Source organism: Sideroxyarcus sp. TK5, assembly GCF_054601595.1.
In genome coordinates this window covers 161,903-178,020 of the sequence record NZ_BAAHSJ010000003.1, presented here as the reverse complement: position 1 = coordinate 178,020, position 16,118 = coordinate 161,903, and the positions used below count along the sequence as shown (strand labels likewise).

15 protein-coding genes and 1 tRNA gene are annotated in these 16,118 nt (G+C 59.4%); 4 read left to right on the top strand and 12 right to left on the bottom strand.

The window, feature by feature from the left end; genetic code table 11:
- Positions 1–19: 19 nt before the first annotated feature.
- Positions 20–823, bottom strand: a complete 804-nt coding sequence (locus ACYPYQ_RS06680) for a PP2C family protein-serine/threonine phosphatase (RefSeq protein WP_459721700.1) — start codon at positions 821–823, stop codon at positions 20–22.
- 114 nt (positions 824–937) lie between these two features.
- Here ACYPYQ_RS06680 and ACYPYQ_RS06675 point away from each other — a divergent pair, with 114 nt between their 5' ends.
- The 4 genes from ACYPYQ_RS06675 to ACYPYQ_RS06660 are packed head-to-tail and all read left to right on the top strand — an operon-like array spanning position 938 to position 4,797.
- Entirely contained in the window at positions 938–1,804 is an 867-nt protein-coding gene (locus ACYPYQ_RS06675; protein WP_459721696.1) for a YicC/YloC family endoribonuclease, read from the top strand.
- A gap of 9 nt (positions 1,805–1,813) precedes the next feature.
- On the top strand, positions 1,814–2,434 hold the full coding sequence (gene gmk / locus ACYPYQ_RS06670; RefSeq protein WP_459721690.1) for a guanylate kinase: 621 nt from the start codon (positions 1,814–1,816) through the stop codon (positions 2,432–2,434).
- A 3-nt stretch (positions 2,435–2,437) separates the two neighbouring features.
- Positions 2,438–2,644 (top strand): DNA-directed RNA polymerase subunit omega, encoded by a 207-nt coding sequence (rpoZ, locus tag ACYPYQ_RS06665; protein WP_459721685.1) that lies wholly within the window; start codon positions 2,438–2,440, stop codon positions 2,642–2,644.
- A 35-nt stretch (positions 2,645–2,679) separates the two neighbouring features.
- Positions 2,680–4,797, top strand: a complete 2,118-nt coding sequence (locus ACYPYQ_RS06660; RefSeq protein WP_459721681.1) for a RelA/SpoT family protein — start codon at positions 2,680–2,682, stop codon at positions 4,795–4,797.
- An 8-nt stretch (positions 4,798–4,805) separates the two neighbouring features.
- On the opposite strand, the gene pabB is transcribed toward ACYPYQ_RS06660, so the two are convergent.
- From pabB to ACYPYQ_RS06605, 11 genes are all read right to left on the bottom strand, one after another.
- Complete coding sequence (gene pabB, locus ACYPYQ_RS06655; protein WP_459721677.1) at positions 4,806–6,167, bottom strand: aminodeoxychorismate synthase component I; 1,362 nt, start codon at positions 6,165–6,167, stop codon at positions 4,806–4,808.
- Between the two features lie 343 nt (positions 6,168–6,510).
- Complete coding sequence (locus ACYPYQ_RS06650; protein WP_459721673.1) at positions 6,511–7,023, bottom strand: histone H1-like repetitive region-containing protein; 513 nt, start codon at positions 7,021–7,023, stop codon at positions 6,511–6,513.
- Positions 7,024–7,066: 43 nt separating this feature from the next.
- Positions 7,067–7,351, bottom strand: coding sequence for a hypothetical protein (locus tag ACYPYQ_RS06645; RefSeq protein WP_459721670.1), 285 nt, complete (start codon positions 7,349–7,351; stop codon positions 7,067–7,069).
- A 222-nt stretch (positions 7,352–7,573) separates the two neighbouring features.
- The gene (locus ACYPYQ_RS06640; RefSeq protein WP_459721667.1) at positions 7,574–8,713 is read right to left on the bottom strand and encodes a ribonucleotide-diphosphate reductase subunit beta; all 1,140 of its coding nucleotides are present in this window, start codon (positions 8,711–8,713) and stop codon (positions 7,574–7,576) included.
- Between the two features lie 105 nt (positions 8,714–8,818).
- A complete protein-coding gene (locus ACYPYQ_RS06635) occupies positions 8,819–11,644 on the bottom strand; it encodes a ribonucleoside-diphosphate reductase subunit alpha (protein WP_459722461.1) in 2,826 nt (941 codons plus the stop codon).
- A 221-nt stretch (positions 11,645–11,865) separates the two neighbouring features.
- A complete protein-coding gene (ampD, locus tag ACYPYQ_RS06630) occupies positions 11,866–12,414 on the bottom strand; it encodes a 1,6-anhydro-N-acetylmuramyl-L-alanine amidase AmpD (RefSeq protein ID WP_459721662.1) in 549 nt (182 codons plus the stop codon).
- Complete coding sequence (locus ACYPYQ_RS06625; protein WP_459721659.1) at positions 12,411–13,757, bottom strand: sigma-54-dependent transcriptional regulator; 1,347 nt, start codon at positions 13,755–13,757, stop codon at positions 12,411–12,413. The genes ampD and ACYPYQ_RS06625 overlap by 4 nt, the downstream gene beginning before the upstream one ends.
- 9 nt (positions 13,758–13,766) lie before the next feature.
- A complete protein-coding gene (locus ACYPYQ_RS06620) occupies positions 13,767–15,404 on the bottom strand; it encodes a sensor histidine kinase (RefSeq protein ID WP_459721656.1) in 1,638 nt (545 codons plus the stop codon).
- Positions 15,401–15,619: a PP0621 family protein gene (locus ACYPYQ_RS06615; RefSeq protein ID WP_459721653.1), complete on the bottom strand. Its 219-nt coding sequence runs from the start codon at positions 15,617–15,619 to the stop codon at positions 15,401–15,403. The genes ACYPYQ_RS06620 and ACYPYQ_RS06615 overlap by 4 nt, the downstream gene beginning before the upstream one ends.
- A 54-nt stretch (positions 15,620–15,673) precedes the next feature.
- Positions 15,674–15,750 (bottom strand) — tRNA-Arg (locus ACYPYQ_RS06610).
- A 49-nt stretch (positions 15,751–15,799) separates the two neighbouring features.
- Positions 15,800–16,111 (bottom strand): hypothetical protein, encoded by a 312-nt coding sequence (locus ACYPYQ_RS06605; RefSeq protein ID WP_459721648.1) that lies wholly within the window; start codon positions 16,109–16,111, stop codon positions 15,800–15,802.
- Positions 16,112–16,118 lie beyond the last annotated feature (7 nt).

Here is a 16,118-nt window from a genome sequence, read left to right as displayed (position 1 = left end):
TACCGCCTCGCACGGCGACCTATGCGGGCGCCCCTTCTTCGAGTATCACGCACACCGGCGATTCGGTCGCATGGTCGAGCTCTGCCATCCCCAGTCTGGCCACCACTGCCGTGGTGTTGTCGGCGCGCGCGCCTTCGCGGTAGATGGCGACATCGATCAACTCGCCCAGCGTGGTCTGCAAATAGCTGGTCGCGTGCAGCTTGGTCAGTTCGGCCTCTTCCAGCGGACTCCAGAAACCGTCGCTGCACAACAGCAACATATCCCCATCCTGCACATCCACGCTGGGCGCGACCTCGGCATAGAACATATCTTCCACGCCGCCCAGGCAGTTGGTGATCTTGTTGCGGTCAGGATGGGTGCGCATCTCCTCCGGACTGATGATGCCCCAGTCCGCCCATTGCTGAACCACCGAGTGGTCGTGCGTCACGTTCTGCACCGCCCCTTGGCGCAACAGGTAGAAACGGGAATCGCCCGCATGCGCGAACCACACCTTGCCATCCTGCACCAGCGCCGCCACGCAGGTGGTACCCGGGTTCCCGCCCAGATTCTGCTTCCTCGCATAGTCGATGATCTCGTCGTGCCCTGCACGCATGGTCGCGCGCAAAAACACCTCCGGCTCCTTCACTTTCCCCGACTCCAAACGGCTGAATGCGCGCATGAAGGTATAGACCGCTATCTGCGCCGCGATCTCGCCATGCAGATGGCCGCCCATCCCGTCCGCCAGCACCAGCAGCAAGGCATCATTGGTATAGGCATAGCCCACACGATCCTGATTGTATTTGCGCCCGCCGATATGGTTGGCCTGGTGGATAGCGAACTTCATTCATTTTCCCGCGGTTTGCCTGCCCGCAACGATGTGCGTACACGGCGAAGTGTTGCAATCGTAATATAATGCGCCCGGTTCAGTCCGTATTTTTTCCTCCCGCCTGGAGTTTTGATGATTTTCAGCATGACCGGCTATGCCGTCGCCACAGCCGAGCTGGATGCCGGCTCCCTCTCGCTCGAATTGCGCTCGGTCAATCATCGCTATCTCGACTTGCAGTTGCGGATGCCGGACGAAATGCGCATGCTGGAACCCGTCCTGCGCGAACAGATATCTGCCGGGATCAGCCGTGGCAAGGTCGAATGCCGCATCAACCTTCTCAGCCGCGCTTCCGCGCAGCCGGAAAGCAAGCTCAATCTCGATGTCGTCAAACAGCTTTCCGCCTGGAGCACACAGGTGCGCGAAGTCCTGCCTGCGGCGGGAGAATTGTCGGTTTCCGAGGTGCTCAAGTGGAACGGCGTGACCGAAAGCCCCACCGTTTCGAATGAGGCTCTGCACAAGGCTGTCTCCACAGCGCTCCAGCAAGCCTTGCAGGATTTCTCTGCCGCGCGGCGGCGCGAAGGGGAGAAGCTCGCCGGCTTTCTGCTGGAACGGGTGGAAGGTATTGAACAGTTGCGGCTGGCGGTCGCTCCGCGCATCCCCGGCACCATCGCCGCCTATGAATCCAAGCTGCGCGCGCGCCTGCTCGAAGCGCTGGGCAGCGAGGATGACGAAAGGGTGCGCCAGGAGATCACTTTGTATGCAAGCAAGATAGACGTGAATGAGGAACTCTCCCGTCTGCACACCCACCTTGTCGAAGTCCGGCGCGTCATCGACAAGGGCGGCATCGTCGGCAAACGACTGGATTTCATGATGCAGGAGTTGCACAGGGAGGCCAACACCTTGGGCTCCAAATCAGTGGACGCGGACGTCTCGCGCTGCGCGATGGATATCAAACTTTTGATCGAACAGATGCGCGAGCAAGTGCAGAACATCGAATAGGAGAACAGCATGCCAGGAAGTCTTATCGTCATCAGCGCACCATCGGGCGCAGGGAAAACCAGTCTGGTACACGCCCTGCTCAAACATTCCCCCGAAATAGGCCTTTCCGTTTCCTATACGACACGTGCTCCCCGTGAAGGCGAGATCGACGGCAAACATTATCATTTCGTCAGTCGCGAGACATTCCTTGAAATGGCCAAGCGCGGCGAGTTCCTCGAAAGTGCCGAAGTGTATGGGAACTTCTATGGCACTTCGCAAAGATGGATCACCGAGGAAACAGCCAAAGGGCGCGACATCCTGCTCGAGATCGACTGGCAGGGTGCTGCGCAGGTGCGCAAGATCTTCCCGGCTTGCGTCTCCATCTTCATCCTGCCGCCTTCGCTGGAAGCCTTGTCGCAACGGCTGAATGGGCGCGGCACGGACGACCCGGGCGTGATTGCCAAACGTCTTGCGGCCGTGCGCGAAGACGTCTCACATGTCGCTGAATTCGATTATGTTATTATCAACGCAGACCTGAACAGGGCCCTGCACGAGCTCGAATCTGTCGTGCTGGCAGCCCGACTGCGCGGATCTCGACAGATCGCCAGGCACCAGCAACTTATCAATCAATTACAGACACCGGAGAATTGAACCATGGCTCGCATCACCGTCGAAGACTGCATGACCCATATCCCCAACCGTTTCGAGCTGACACTGGCAGCCGCCTATCGCGCCCGCCAACTTGCCAACGGAGCCAACCATCTGGTCGAGACCAGCAAGGACAAGCCGACTGTCGTCGCCCTGCGCGAGATCAGCGAAGGTAAGGTCGGCATCGAGATATTGAACCGCGGCATGGCCTGACCCCACTCCCTGCAGGACCTCAGCGGAGCATATTCATGTCCCAGGCCGATGCTGAAGCGCTCCTGCAGGAAGTCTCCGCCTACCTCAAATCGGAGGACGTGGCACAGATCCAATCCGCACTGGATTTCAGCCACACAGCCCACGCCGGGCAGACGCGCCAATCCGGTGCCCCATACGTCACACACCCCATCGCGGTTGCGCGCATCCTCACACCGCTGCATCTGGATGTGCATGCCATCAATGCCGCTCTGCTGCACGATGTCGTCGAAGACACCTCAGTCACGGTCGAGGAGGTCGCAGACCGGTTCGGGCCCGCTGTAGCGGGCCTGGTCGAAGGTCTCAGCAAGATCGATAAACTTAAATTCGATACGCTGGAGGATGCCCAGGCAGAGAATTTCCGCAAGATGCTGATGGCGATGGCGCGCGACGTGCGCGTGATCCTTATCAAGCTCGCCGACCGTTTGCACAACATGCGCACGCTGGACTCCGTTTCCGCCCACAAGAGCGCACGCATCGCACGCGAGACGATGGATATCTACGCGCCCATCGCGAACCGTCTCGGGCTGAACACCATCTACCAGGAACTTGAGGATCTGAGCTTCAAGTATCTGCACCCAAACCGCTATGCCGTGCTCTCCAAGGCACTCAAGGTCGCGCGCGGCAATCGACGCGAGGTGGTCAGCAAGATCCTCGAATCGATCGGACAGCGCCTGGATGCCAACCGCATCAAGGCTGAGGTCAAGGGGCGCGAGAAGCACCTGTTCGGCATCTACCAGAAGATGCAGAGCAAGTCGCTGGCGTTCGCACAGGTTCTCGACATCTACGGCTTCCGCATCCTGGTCGATGACATCCCGTCCTGTTATCTGGCCCTGGGTGTCCTGCACAGTTTGTACAAACCCTTTCCCGGCAAGTTCAAGGACTACATCGCCATTCCCAAGGCCAATGGATATCAGTCCCTGCACACGACGCTGTTCGGACCTTTCGGCACTCCGATCGAAGTGCAGATCCGCACGCATGAGATGGATAAACTGGCGGAGAGCGGCGTAGCTTCGCATTGGCTGTACAAAGCCAGCGACACCCAGATCAACGAACTGCAGCAGAAGACCCACCAGTGGTTGCAGAACCTCCTGGAGAGCCTGGCACAGAGCGGCGATTCGGTGGAATTCCTGGAACACCTCAAGATCGACCTGTTCCCGGATGAGGTCTACGTGTTCTCGCCCAAGGGCAAAATCTTCGCCTTGCCGCGTGGTGCGACAACTGTCGATTTCGCCTATTCAGTGCATACCGATATCGGCAATCGCTGCGTGGCCTGCAAGGTCAATTCGGAGCTGGTACCGTTGCGTACCGAACTGCGCAACGGCGATCGCGTGGAGATAGTCACCGCCCCGCAGGCGCACCCGAACCCGGCATGGCTCGGATACGTCGTCACCAGCAAGGCACGCAGCGAGATCCGGCACGCATTGAAGACCATGCACCTGAACGAGTCCGCCCGGCTGGGTGAGCGCCTGCTGTCACAGGCACTCAGTGCCCTGGGCCTGAAGCTGCAGGATATGGATGATGCCCACTGGGAGAAGCTGCTGCGCGATACCGGCGTCAAATCCCGCCAGGATATCTACGCCGACATCGGACTCGGCCGGCGGCTGAACATGGTGGTCGCCAAGCAGCTCGCCAGCATAGGCGACACCATCTCCAGCGACGCTCTGGGCAATGCCGTCGTCACCATTCAGGGCACGGAAGGCATGGCGGTGCAGTTCGCCAAATGCTGCCGACCGATCCCCGGCGACCCCATCATCGGCATCATCAAGAGCGGCCAGGGTTTGATCGTCCATACCCATGACTGTCCGACCTTGCGCAAAGGGCGCGGTAGCGAGCAGTGGCTGGACGTGATGTGGGACAAGAATATCAGCCGCTCCTTCGATGTCAGCATCAAGCTGATCGTCGCCAACCGACGCGGCGTATTGGCAAAGGTGGCGGCGGCGATCGCCGATGCGGACTCCAATATCGAGAACGTCAATTTCAGCAACGAAGGGGAATATACCGCGACCTATTTCACGCTGCAGGTCAATAATCGCCTGCACCTGGCCAACATCATGCGCAACCTGCGCAAGATTCCCGAGGTTGTGCGCATCGCGCGTTTGAAGAATACCGGTTGAGCCCGACACTACCCCGAGAAGCGTTTCAATACCTCCAGCATCGCGCTGGCTTTGTGGAAAGTCTCCTGATATTCCTCGTCACAGCGTGAGTCCGCTATGATCCCGCCGCCGGCCCAGCATCGTATCTCCCCCTCCGAGTAAACCATGGTCCTGATAGCTATATTGGTATCCATCTGACCGTCGAACCCGATGTAGCCGATACTGCCACAGTAGATGCCTCTCCCATGCGGCTCCAGTTGCTCGATGATCTCCATCGCCCGCCTCTTGGGGGCTCCTGTTATCGAACCACCGGGGAAACAGTCGCGCAGCGCATGCAATGCATCACATCCCTGCCGCAACCTGCCCTCGACAGTGCTGACCAGATGATGGACGTTGGAATAACTTTCCAGCTCGAACAATCCAGGAGTCCGCACCGACCCCGCCTCGCAACTCTTGCCCAGATCATTGCGCAGCAAATCAACGATCATCAGATTCTCTGCCCTGTCTTTAGGGTTCTGCAACAGATCATGCGCAAGCCGCTCATCCTCTTCGCGATTCTGCGACCGCGCCCGGGTTCCCTTTATCGGCTTCGTCTCCACCCTGCCTTCCTCGACACGTAGAAAACGCTCCGGAGAGGCGCAAAGTATCTGTGCATGCGGCCAATCCAGGAATGCCGAGTAGGGTGCAGGACTGACCCTGCGCAGTTCACGGTATGCCGCGAACGCATCGCCAGCAGCCTCGGCAGCGAATCGCTGCGCCAGATTGACTTGATAACAATCCCCCTCTCGCAAATAGGTCTGGACCTTGTCATAAGCCTGTTTGTATTCATCTGGCGAAAAATTGGAGGTGACAGGACTCTGCACAAAGAATCGCGTCCGATCCATCACAGCCGACTGCGCGTGTTCGATCCTGAGCAGCACCTGTTCCAATATCGCTTCAGTCCGGGGATATCTCAATCGCGATACTAATCGCGCCGCCCTTTCCTGATGATCGACGAGGATAGCCCAGTCATAGATGCCAACCGCCATCTGCGCCATGTGTTCTGTATCCTGTGCAGACTCCGGCAACCCCTGATATCGGCGAGACAGGTCATAACCCCAGTATCCCAAGACACCTCCTGCAAACGGAATGCCTGGATGTGGCTCGACCGCCTCACCCAATTCGGTGCGGATCAGATCGAACTCAGCCCCCCGTGCTTCCGATTCGCGTGATGCCCTGTCTATGAGCGTTCGCTCGCCTTGTGTCACTAGCGTCGTGACGGGATCGGCAACAATGATGTCAAAGCGACCGATACTGCCGCTATCCAGCCAAGCGGCCCATGGCCAATCTCGCACTGCAGCAAAGTAGGGAGTGACATCTTCCAGATAAGGGATGGGTGAGCTATAGAACATCAGAGGTGATCCAAGACCGGCATTCAGGAGCGAATGAACCAGCATCCAGCCGCATTGCCGCCCTGGATTGAAAGTAAAGAAGACTACCTACTGCGTTCGGGCTCATCTGAGCACTATCGCAAATGCAAGCGTCAGTGACACCTTTGCCGAAAAGGCATTGGTGGGCATGCTGCTCAACGTACGATCGCCTCGCATCGTATAGCGGATGTTGGCCGCCTCGCACAATGCGCAGCAATAGAGCAACCGGGCGCATCGAACCTGCAAGCCCCTGCTCGCCCACAAAAGGTGAATCAGCCCCTACCTGTACAACGAGTCGGGGCTGCTTTCACAGCCTCCCGCAGCCTTAGTTTGGCTTGCCGATACCTGGTGTCGGGAAGGGCCAGGTCGCAGCCGGACGAACAGGCGGCGGCGCGGAAGGCGTCGGTGCCGTCACGACCGGAGCTGCTGCTGGCTTGCTAACCACCGCCGGCTTCTTTGCTGCCACTTTTTTAGCTGCAGGCTTCTTGGCGGCGACGACCTTCTTCGCTGCTACTTTTTTAGCTGCAGGCTTCTTGGCGGCGACGACCTTCTTCGCTGCTACTTTTTTTGCCGCAGGCTTCTTGGCGGCGACGGCTTTCTTCGCTACCGGCTTCTTCGCTGCAACCTTTTTAGCTGCGGGCTTCTTGGCGGCGACGGCTTTCTTCGCTACCGGCTTCTTCGCTGCAACTTTTTTGGCTGCGGGCTTCTTGGCGGCGACGGCTTTCTTCGCTACCGGCTTCTTCGCTGCAACCTTTTTAGCTGCGGGCTTCTTGGCGGCGACGGCTTTCTTCGCTGCCGGCTTCTTCGCTGCTGGTTTGGCTTTCTTTGCTGCTACCATTTCAACCTCCTTGAGATATGAAAGTTAATAAGAACAACACGTACTACTCCTCCAGCATGCTGCACGGCAGCAATACCAAAGCCATTACGGCGCCATTCCACAATGCGCCTTCAATCACGGATCGCATTTGATGCCCCCAGTTACCGCGCGCAATGCGAATTGCAGAATACGCCGCGCCGCGACCAGACACCAATGTCGACCGAAAATCTTGTTCTGTGAATTTTGAGGGAGGAAAGCCCCCGAGGAGAATCTCGTTTTGCGATTGCGCATTCAGCGCAAAAGATGAAGCCGGAAATGTAGTTGCTGCCTGAATATCGAGTTCGCGCAAGCGAAGCCCCCTTATTTTTCCCCTGACTACTATAACTAGTAGTTTCGGTGGATTTTTTTCACTACATCTTGCGGTTGCAACTTTATCCGAAATATGTTTGATGTCAATAAGCAAACGTTGTTTTTTTGATAATTCTTTGCTAGCGGGGCACACCGCGTTAGATGGTCTAAAAAATTTTGCCCCTCGCGGGGCAAAATTTTTCACATCAGGAAAACATCCCGATCAATCCCATGAAAGAGCGCCGCCTGTCTGATACTCGGTCACTCGCGTCTCGAAGAAATTCTTCTCTTTCTTGAGATCGATCATCTCGGCCATCCACGGGAACGGGTTGGTCGCGCCCGGATAGAGCGCATCGATGCCAATCTGCTGGCAGCGCCGGTTGGCGATGAAGCGCAGGTATTCCTTGAACATGGCTGCATTCAGACCCAGCACGCCGCGCGGCATGGTGTCTTCGGCATAGCGGTATTCCAGCTCGACCGCCTTGGTGAAGTGCCCCTTCAGGCGCTCCTTGAACTCGACCGTCCACAGGTGCGGGTTCTCCAGCTTGATCTGGTTGGCCATGTCCACGCCGAAGTTCAGATGCAACGACTCGTCGCGCAGGATGTACTGGAACTGCTCGGCCGCACCGGTCATCTTGTTCTGACGGCCCAGCGCCAGCACCTGCACGAAACCGACATAGAAGAACAGGCCTTCCATGATGCAGGCGAACACGATCAGCGATTCCAGCAGCTTCTGGTCGTTCTCGGGCGTGCCGGTCTTGAACTCGGGGTTGGTCAGCGTATCGATGAAGGGCAGCAGGAACTCGTCCTTGTCGCGGATACTCTTCACCTCGTGATACATGTTGAACACTTCACCTTCGTCCATGCCCAGACTTTCCACGATGTACTGGTAGGCATGGGTGTGGATCGCTTCGTCGTAGGCCTGCCGCAGCAGATACTGCCGGCACTCCGGCGCGGTGATGTGGCGATAGGTTCCCAGCACGATGTTATTGGCAGCCAGGCTGTCGGCGGTTGAGAAGAAACCCAGGTTGCGCATGACCAGGCGGCGCTCGTCCTCGGTCAGCCCGTTCGGGTTCTTCCACAGCGCGATGTCGGCAGACATGTTGATCTCTTGCGGCAGCCAGTGGTTCGCGTTGCCCGCGTTGTATTTCTCCCAAGCCCAGTTGTATTTGAACGGCACCAACTGGTTCACGTCCGCCTTGCCATTGATCAGGCGCTTGTCTTCCACGCGGATGCGGCCGGTCGACACCGAGGCGATGGTGTAATCATGCTCTGCGACAACAGCTTTTCCAGCCCCCAGCGCCCCCATGCGCACCGCTGCGGGTGCGGCTGTCGGCATCACATCGTCTTCGAAATTCAGCATGCATAGTCCTTTCTTCTTGTATCCGCAGCGCTGGGCGCCGGGGGATTCTCACTGTTCGCCCGGACCGGCAGAACGCCGATCCGGACGCATTTCAGGCTGCCGCCCTTACTGGCAAGCTTCACACTCGGGATTGTCGATCGAACAGAACTTCGTCTCTTCGATCGCGGGAGCCGCCGACATTTCGCCTGCGCCGCCGCTTGATACCGCGTTCAGCGACCCGGCGCGGGACGTGGATTTCTCGGCAGAGGTGGCGCCCAGGGTGCGCAGGTAGTAGGTGGTCTTCAGGCCGCGCACCCAAGCCAGCTTGTAAGTCTCATCCAGCTTGCGGCCGGATACGCCGGACATATAGATATTCAGCGATTGCGCTTGGTCTATCCACTTCTGGCGGCGTGAAGCCGCTTCGATCAACCACTTCGGTTCCACCTCGAACGCGGTGGCATACAGGTTGCGCAGGTCGGCCGGGATGCGGTCGATCTTGGTCAGACTGCCGTCGAAATACTTGAGATCGGCCACCATCACCTCATCCCACAGCCCCAGCTGCTTCAGATCGGCGACCAGATGCTCGTTGATGACCGTGAACTCGCCGGACAGGTTCGATTTGACGAAGATGTTCTGGTAGGTCGGCTCGATGCAGGCCGATACGCCGATGATGTTGGAGATGGTAGCGGTCGGCGCGATCGCCACGCAATTCGAGTTGCGCATGCCAAACTGGCGGATGCGGGCACGCAGCGCATCCCAGTCCATGGTGACCGAGGTGTCGACCTCGACATACCCGCCGCGCGCTTCGCGCAACAGACCCAGACTGTCATGCGGCAGGATGCCCTTGTCCCACAAGCTGCCGCGATACGAGGCATAGCGACCGCGCTCCTCGGCCAGTTCGGTGGAGGCCCAGTAGGCGTAGTAGCAGACCGCTTCCATCGAACGGTCCGCGAACTCGACGGCGGCTTCCGATGAATACGGGATACGCAGGCTATGCAGGCAATCCTGGAAGCCCATGATGCCCAGACCGACCGGACGATGCTTCAGGTTTGAATTGCGCGCCTTGGCAACAGCGTAGTAGTTGATATCGATCACGTTATCCAGCATGCGCATGGCGGTGTGCACCGTGCGCTGCAGCTTGGCATGGTCGATCTGACCGTCTGCGGTCAGATGCGCGGCAAGATTGACCGAACCCAGGTTGCACACGGCAATCTCGTCGGCCGAGGTGTTCAGCGTGATTTCGGTACACAGGTTGGAACTGTGCACCACGCCCACATGTTGCTGCGGCGAGCGGATATTGCACGGATCCTTGAACGTGACCCATGGGTGTCCGGTCTCGAACAACATGGTCAGCATCTTGCGCCACAGGCTCTGCGCCGGCAGCTTGCGGAACAGCTTGATCTCGCCGCTGGCGACCTTCGCCTCATAGCCAAGATAAGCCTTCTCGAACTCGGCACCGAACTTGTCGTGCAGGTCCGGGCAGGTCGAGGGAGAGAACAGCGTCCACTCGCCACCTTCCATCACGCGCTTCATGAACAGGTCCGGGATCCAGTTGGAAGTGTTCATGTCATGTGTACGGCGACGATCATCGCCGGTGTTCTTGCGCAGGTCGAGGAATTCCTCGATATCGAGATGCCAGGTCTCCAGGTAGGCACAGACAGCCCCCTTGCGTTTGCCACCCTGGTTCACCGCCACAGCGGTATCGTTCACCACCTTCAGGAACGGCACGACACCTTGCGATCTGCCGTTGGTACCCTTGATGTGCGATCCCAGCGCGCGCACATTGCTCCAGTCGTTACCCAGACCGCCGGCGAATTTGGACAACAGCGCGTTCTCCTTCAAGCCTTCGTAGATACCGTCCAGATCGTCGGCCACCGTGGTCAGGTAGCAGGAAGACAACTGCGAACGGCGCGTGCCGGAATTGAACAGTGTCGGTGTCGAACTCATGAAATCGAAGCTGGACAGCAGGCGATAGAATTCGATGGCGCGCGCTTCGCGATCCACTTCATTCAGGGACAGTCCCATCGCCACGCGCATGAAGAAGGCTTGCGGCAGCTCGATACGCTGGTCTTCGATATGCAGGAAATAGCGGTCATACAAGGTCTGCAGGCCGAGGTAGTTGAATTGCAGGTCGCGATCGGCGTCCAGCGCCGCCGCCAGGCGCGGCAGGTCGAAACGACCCAATTCCTCGTCCAGCAATTCGGCCGCGATGCCGCGCTTGATGAACTTGGGGAAATATTCGGCGTAACGTGTCGCCATCTCGGCTTGCGTCACCGACTCCCCAAGGATCTCGCAGCAGATGTTGTTCAGCAGCAGACGCGCCGTCACAAAACTGTAGGCCGGATCCTGCTCGATCAAAGCTCGCGCGGACAGGATGGTGCACTTGCGTACCTCTTCGATGGCCACGCCGTCGTACAGGTCGTTCAGGGTGCTCTTGAGTATCTTGGCGGCATCTACCGCCTCCCCCAGCCCCGCGCAGGCTGCCTCGATGATGGCCGATAGCGCCTGCACATCCAGCGGGCGCTTCATACCGCTTTCGATCACGCTCAAGGAAGGTGCAGCATCCGCTGATTCCGCCTTGTTCTTGGCGCGCTCCTGATTGCGACGCTCGCGGTACAGCACATAGGCACGAGCCACGTCATGTTCGCCCGAACGCATCAGAGACAGCTCGACCTGATCCTGGATGTCTTCGATATGGAAGGTGCCGCCATGCGGCTGTCGGCGCGCCAGCGCACCCACCACACTGCCGGTCAACTGCTCCACCAACTCGCGCACACGCGCCGACGCCGCGCCCTGTCCGCCGTTCACGGCGATGAAGGCCTTGGTCAGGGCGATGGATATCTTGGACGGCTCGAAAGTCACAACGGAACCATTGCGGCGAATGATCTTGTATTGATCCAGCATCACGCCGGAAGCACCGGAAACCGACTCGGACTCACGAGTAGCGAACATGTTGGATGACACGGATGGCGATACGGTTTCAGAAGCTTGCAGCATGTATTCTCCCCTTTTATTTGCAGATGTCGCCCGGCCTTGCGCCGGATCAGCTTTACACAGAAAAACACTATATCTAGTGGTCCAACCTGCGAATTGGGGCTAATTCTAGTAGCTGAGGGAATTAATGCAAGCAGAAATTTGGCCTATATATTTTCGATTCCGGCCATCTCCCGCCGTTACGCGGATGAGCGATCGAGCAGCCTGAAATAATGCCCCCAATCGAACAGTGGACCTGGGTCGGTTTTGCGGCCGGGCGCGATATCGGCATGGCCGACGATGTGCCGTATCGGATAATTCCGTCGCAATCGACGCGTCAGCCGGGCCAGGGCCGCATACTGCGCAGGCTCGAAGGGCAGCCTGTCGCACCCCTCCAGCTCGATACCGATGGAAAAGTCATTGCAGCGCTCGCGCCCATGCCACGCCGACACACCCGCATGCCACGCCCGACTGCCACAGGGGACGAACTGGGTGATAGCACCGTCACGCCCGATCAGGAAATGGGCCGACACACGCAAACCTTGCAGCTGCGCATAATAAGGATGCGCGCTGCAATCCAGTGTGTTGGTGAACAAATGTCGCACGCCCGGCCCGCCGAATTCATCCGGAGGCAGGCTGATGCTGTGGATGACCAGCAGGCTGACCGGCGTCCGCGCCGGCCGTGCGTCGAAGTTCGGCGACGCGATACGCCTGACCCCGCTCAGCCAGCCACCCGGACCGAACTTCATTGCTGCTTGTCCCGGTCAGTGATGGACAGCCTGTCCATGCGGTAGCGCAAGGCGCGGAAGGTAACACCCAGTATCTTGGCGGCAGCGGTGCGATTGAAATGCGTCTGCTGCAAGGCTTCCAGTATCGCTTCGCGCTCCACACGATCGAGATAGTCGGTCAGCGGGTACTTGCCACCCGTTGCAACAGCCTGCTGCTCGCCACCCATGGGTCGCAACTGCAGGTCATCCGGCTGGATGACTCCCTCTGCGCACAAGGCCAGCGCACGCTCGATCACATTCTCCAGCTCCCGCACGTTGCCCGGGAAGTCGTATGAAGACAGTAGTTTCAGGGCAGCGGGCGAGAACTTTGCGCCTGCCGCACCGCCGATCCGCTGCAGCAATTGCTGTGCGATCTGCGGGATATCTTCATGCATCTCGCGCAAGGCCGGCATACGCAATGCGATCACATTCAAGCGATAGTAAAGGTCCTGCCGGAAACTGCCGTCACGCACGCATGCGGCCAGATCACGGTGCGTCGCACTCAGGATCCGTACATCCACCGCCTCTTCTTCGGTCGCGCCCACGCGGCGCACCCGTTTTTCCTGGATGGCACGTAACAGCTTGACCTGCATCGCCAGCGGCAACTCGGCCACCTCGTCGAGCAGGAGCGTGCCCTGGTTCGCTGCCTGGAAGAACCCGTCCCGGTCCTTGTCTGCGCCGGTGAATGCGCCCTTGCGGTAGCCGAAGAACTCGCTCTCCATCAGATTCTCGGGGATCGCACCGCAGTTGACCGCGATGAAAGGCTGCCCACATCGGGCGCTCTGCGCCACGATCAGTCGCGCCGCCATCTCCTTGCCGCTGCCCGACTCGCCGCTGATATGCACCGGTGCCTGACTGCGCGCGACACGCGCGATCAGGTCGCGCGCCTGCCGCATGGCCGGTGCCTCGCCCAGCAGTGCGGGCTGAGCCCCTTCCGCCCGCCCGGCACAGGCAGGCAAGCGGAGCGCGGAATTCACCAGTGCTCGCAACTGCTCCAGCGACACCGGCTTGGAAAGATAATCGAAGGCACCTGCCTTGAGCGCCGCCACGGCATTCTCCGTGTTGCCGTGTGCCGTGATCACCGCGACGGGCAGATCGAGACTGCTTTCGGCGATGTGCCGCACCACGTCCAGCCCCGTTCCGTCGGCCATGCGCATATCGGTCAGACACATCGCAAAGCGACGTTCGAGCAGACGTGCTTTCGCTTCGCCCAATCCGCTCGCCCTGGTCACATCCAGCCCCATGCGGGTCAACGCCAGCTCCAGCAACTCCAGGATGTCGGGCTCATCGTCCACGATCAGTACGTTCGGTATCCCCGCTTCCATGCCTTTCCCTTATGCCTCCCCGCCACGTCCGAAAGCGATGCTGAAACATGCCCCGCCCCCGGCACCGGGCCGATATCCGATCACGGCATCGTTCGCCTCACATAACTCGCGCGCGATATACAGTCCCAGCCCGGTGCCGCGACTGTCCGTGGTGTAGAACGGTTCGAACAGGTTCTGCACCTCCGCCTCCGCCACACCCGGCCCATCATCCTCGACTTCGAGCAGCTGCCGCCCTTCGCCATCCTGCAGCCACCGCAGCCGCACGCTGCCGGTCTGCTTGCGACTATATCGCAAAGCATTGCGGCACAGGTTCCACAGCACTTGCTCGAAATGACCGCGATCGAAACTGACCATACTCCCAGCGGGCACCTCCAACTCAAATATTTCCCGTGGCACCTGCTCCACCTGCGCCAGGTTGTCGATGAATACCGACAACGCCGTCGGCACATCGATCTTTTCCATTTGCGAGCGATCGCGCCGGTTGATCTGCATCACGTCCTGTACGATACGGTTCAAGCGCGAGGTGTTATCCAGGATGATCTGCAGCAGGCGCGTCTGCGCCGGATCGCGCGGACTTTCCTGCAGCAATTCGGTGGCATAGCTGATCGAGGACAACGGATTACGCACTTCATGCGCGATGTTCGCGGTCAGCCTGCCCAATACCGCCAGCTTCACCTGCTGCGCCTGCGCCTGGATGCGCTGTATATCCTCGAGCACGATCACAGCACCCCAGAAGCTTGCCCCGCCGATCTCCATGAAATGCACCCTCACGGTACGGTTGGTGCGCGGCAGCTGCAGTGCCTCGCCGCCCAAGGCGCGATTCTGTCTCCACGCGGCATACATGGCCTCCAGCAGGGGCGAACATTCACCCAGCTCGACCAGATGCTCCGTGGTGAACCCATACCCCAGCAGGCGACCGGCAGCGGGATTGGCCTGCCGCACATGGCCGCGCTCATCCACCACCAGCATTCCGTCCGGCATACCCTGGATCATCAGCCGGTTCGCCTCGGCCATGCTGGACAGATCCTCGCCGCGCCGCGCCGCCAGGCGTTCGCTCTCCAAAGCATATTTCGACATCGCGTGCGCCAGCCAAGCCACCGCAAAATACGAAGTACTCAGGATGCCGGTCTGAAAGAACAGCGCCTCCGACGCATCGCGGGTCAACACCGCATAAGCGTGACTGAGCAGCAAAGTGATACTGGCCAGCGCCGCATACAGCAGTGTGATGCGGCCATGGCTGATCATGCCGGCGAAAGCCAGCGACACAAGCAACAGCATGGGCAGGTTGCTCTGCACACCGCCGCCGATATAACTCAGCGTGCCGATACATGCGATATCGACGCATAGCTGGAAAGCCAATTGCCAGCCCGGCTGCGGCTTGCGCCACACCACGGCCAGCACCGAAACCAGAACCAGCGTGGTGAAGGTGGCACTGACCCAGAAGAATGCCGTCTGCCCGGACTGTGTCAGCGACAGCGCCGCACCGAACAGCGCGGAAGTGAATACCAGCACACCGCCCAGGATCAGGCGATACAGATTGAACAGGGCAAGGGAGCGCCAGAGACTGTCAGGCGTCAGCGCGGTCGGCGGACGCCACGCCGCGAACAGCGAGACCTCGGGATTCGCGGCGTCCCGCATACGCTTCATTCCGGCTTCGATTCGCGCCGGTGCGCCTCGCAACAAAAATAATCGTCGCCCGAGGCGATGGCTTCACTCTTGGGCAGATTCAATCCGCATCGCGCGCAACTCACCATATCTTCCGTCTGCGCGGCATCCCCGGATTCGGAGGATGGCCGACGAAAGCGGCGCAGCAGCCAGTACACCAACGCGATGGCGACCACTAGGAATATCAGACGTGCCATGACTTGCCTCCCGGCCGCAGCGCGACCGCAACATTGGACTTTGCAACGTAATTCTGGCGCGCCCGGCGGGAGTCGAACCCACGACCCTTGGCTTCGGAAACCAATACTCTATCCAGCTGAGCTACGGGCGCTTGTTTGAGGGCGCGAAGGATAGCGGCTTTTGCCCGCACAGTCCAACCGCTATCCGGCGAAACAGGCCAGTTTCCCGGCGTGACAGACATGGGCTTTGGCATAGACCAGTGCCAGCCACATCCAGAACAACAGCAGCACGGCGACCAGCCCCAGATACTGCGGGGCGATGAAGCGCGGCGTCACCTTGCTGGCCAGCGCGATGGCCGGTGAGGCGATCACCTGAAACAGACGATAGACTGGATTCTCTTTATAGCTGCGGCCGGCCAGTACTCGCAGCACGCCCTGCGCCAACAGCGATAACGCGGCGATCTCCACTAGCGCCTTCAGCAGCACGATCAATAGCAGGAGCGGATCTTCCATTACCGGC

Excerpts from the sequence above, each read along its gene's own strand:
- ACYPYQ_RS06605 (WP_459721648.1), bottom strand. The coding sequence starts at position 16,111 with ATGGAAGATCCGCTCCTGCTATTGATCGTGCTGCTGAAGGCGCTAGTG.
- ACYPYQ_RS06635 (WP_459722461.1), bottom strand. The coding sequence starts at position 11,644 with ATGTTCGCTACTCGTGAGTCCGAGTCGGTTTCCGGTGCTTCCGGCGTG.
- rpoZ (WP_459721685.1), top strand. The coding sequence starts at position 2,438 with ATGGCTCGCATCACCGTCGAAGACTGCATGACCCATATCCCCAACCGT.
- ACYPYQ_RS06615 (WP_459721653.1), bottom strand. The coding sequence starts at position 15,619 with ATGGCACGTCTGATATTCCTAGTGGTCGCCATCGCGTTGGTGTACTGG.
- ACYPYQ_RS06620 (WP_459721656.1), bottom strand. The coding sequence starts at position 15,404 with ATGAAGCGTATGCGGGACGCCGCGAATCCCGAGGTCTCGCTGTTCGCG.
- ACYPYQ_RS06625 (WP_459721659.1), bottom strand. The coding sequence starts at position 13,757 with ATGGAAGCGGGGATACCGAACGTACTGATCGTGGACGATGAGCCCGAC.
- ampD (WP_459721662.1), bottom strand. The coding sequence starts at position 12,414 with ATGAAGTTCGGTCCGGGTGGCTGGCTGAGCGGGGTCAGGCGTATCGCG.
- ACYPYQ_RS06660 (WP_459721681.1), top strand. The coding sequence starts at position 2,680 with ATGTCCCAGGCCGATGCTGAAGCGCTCCTGCAGGAAGTCTCCGCCTAC.
- ACYPYQ_RS06680 (WP_459721700.1), bottom strand. The coding sequence starts at position 823 with ATGAAGTTCGCTATCCACCAGGCCAACCATATCGGCGGGCGCAAATAC.
- ACYPYQ_RS06675 (WP_459721696.1), top strand. The coding sequence starts at position 938 with ATGATTTTCAGCATGACCGGCTATGCCGTCGCCACAGCCGAGCTGGAT.
- pabB (WP_459721677.1), bottom strand. The coding sequence starts at position 6,167 with ATGTTCTATAGCTCACCCATCCCTTATCTGGAAGATGTCACTCCCTAC.
- gmk (WP_459721690.1), top strand. The coding sequence starts at position 1,814 with ATGCCAGGAAGTCTTATCGTCATCAGCGCACCATCGGGCGCAGGGAAA.
- ACYPYQ_RS06650 (WP_459721673.1), bottom strand. The coding sequence starts at position 7,023 with ATGGTAGCAGCAAAGAAAGCCAAACCAGCAGCGAAGAAGCCGGCAGCG.
- ACYPYQ_RS06640 (WP_459721667.1), bottom strand. The coding sequence starts at position 8,713 with ATGCTGAATTTCGAAGACGATGTGATGCCGACAGCCGCACCCGCAGCG.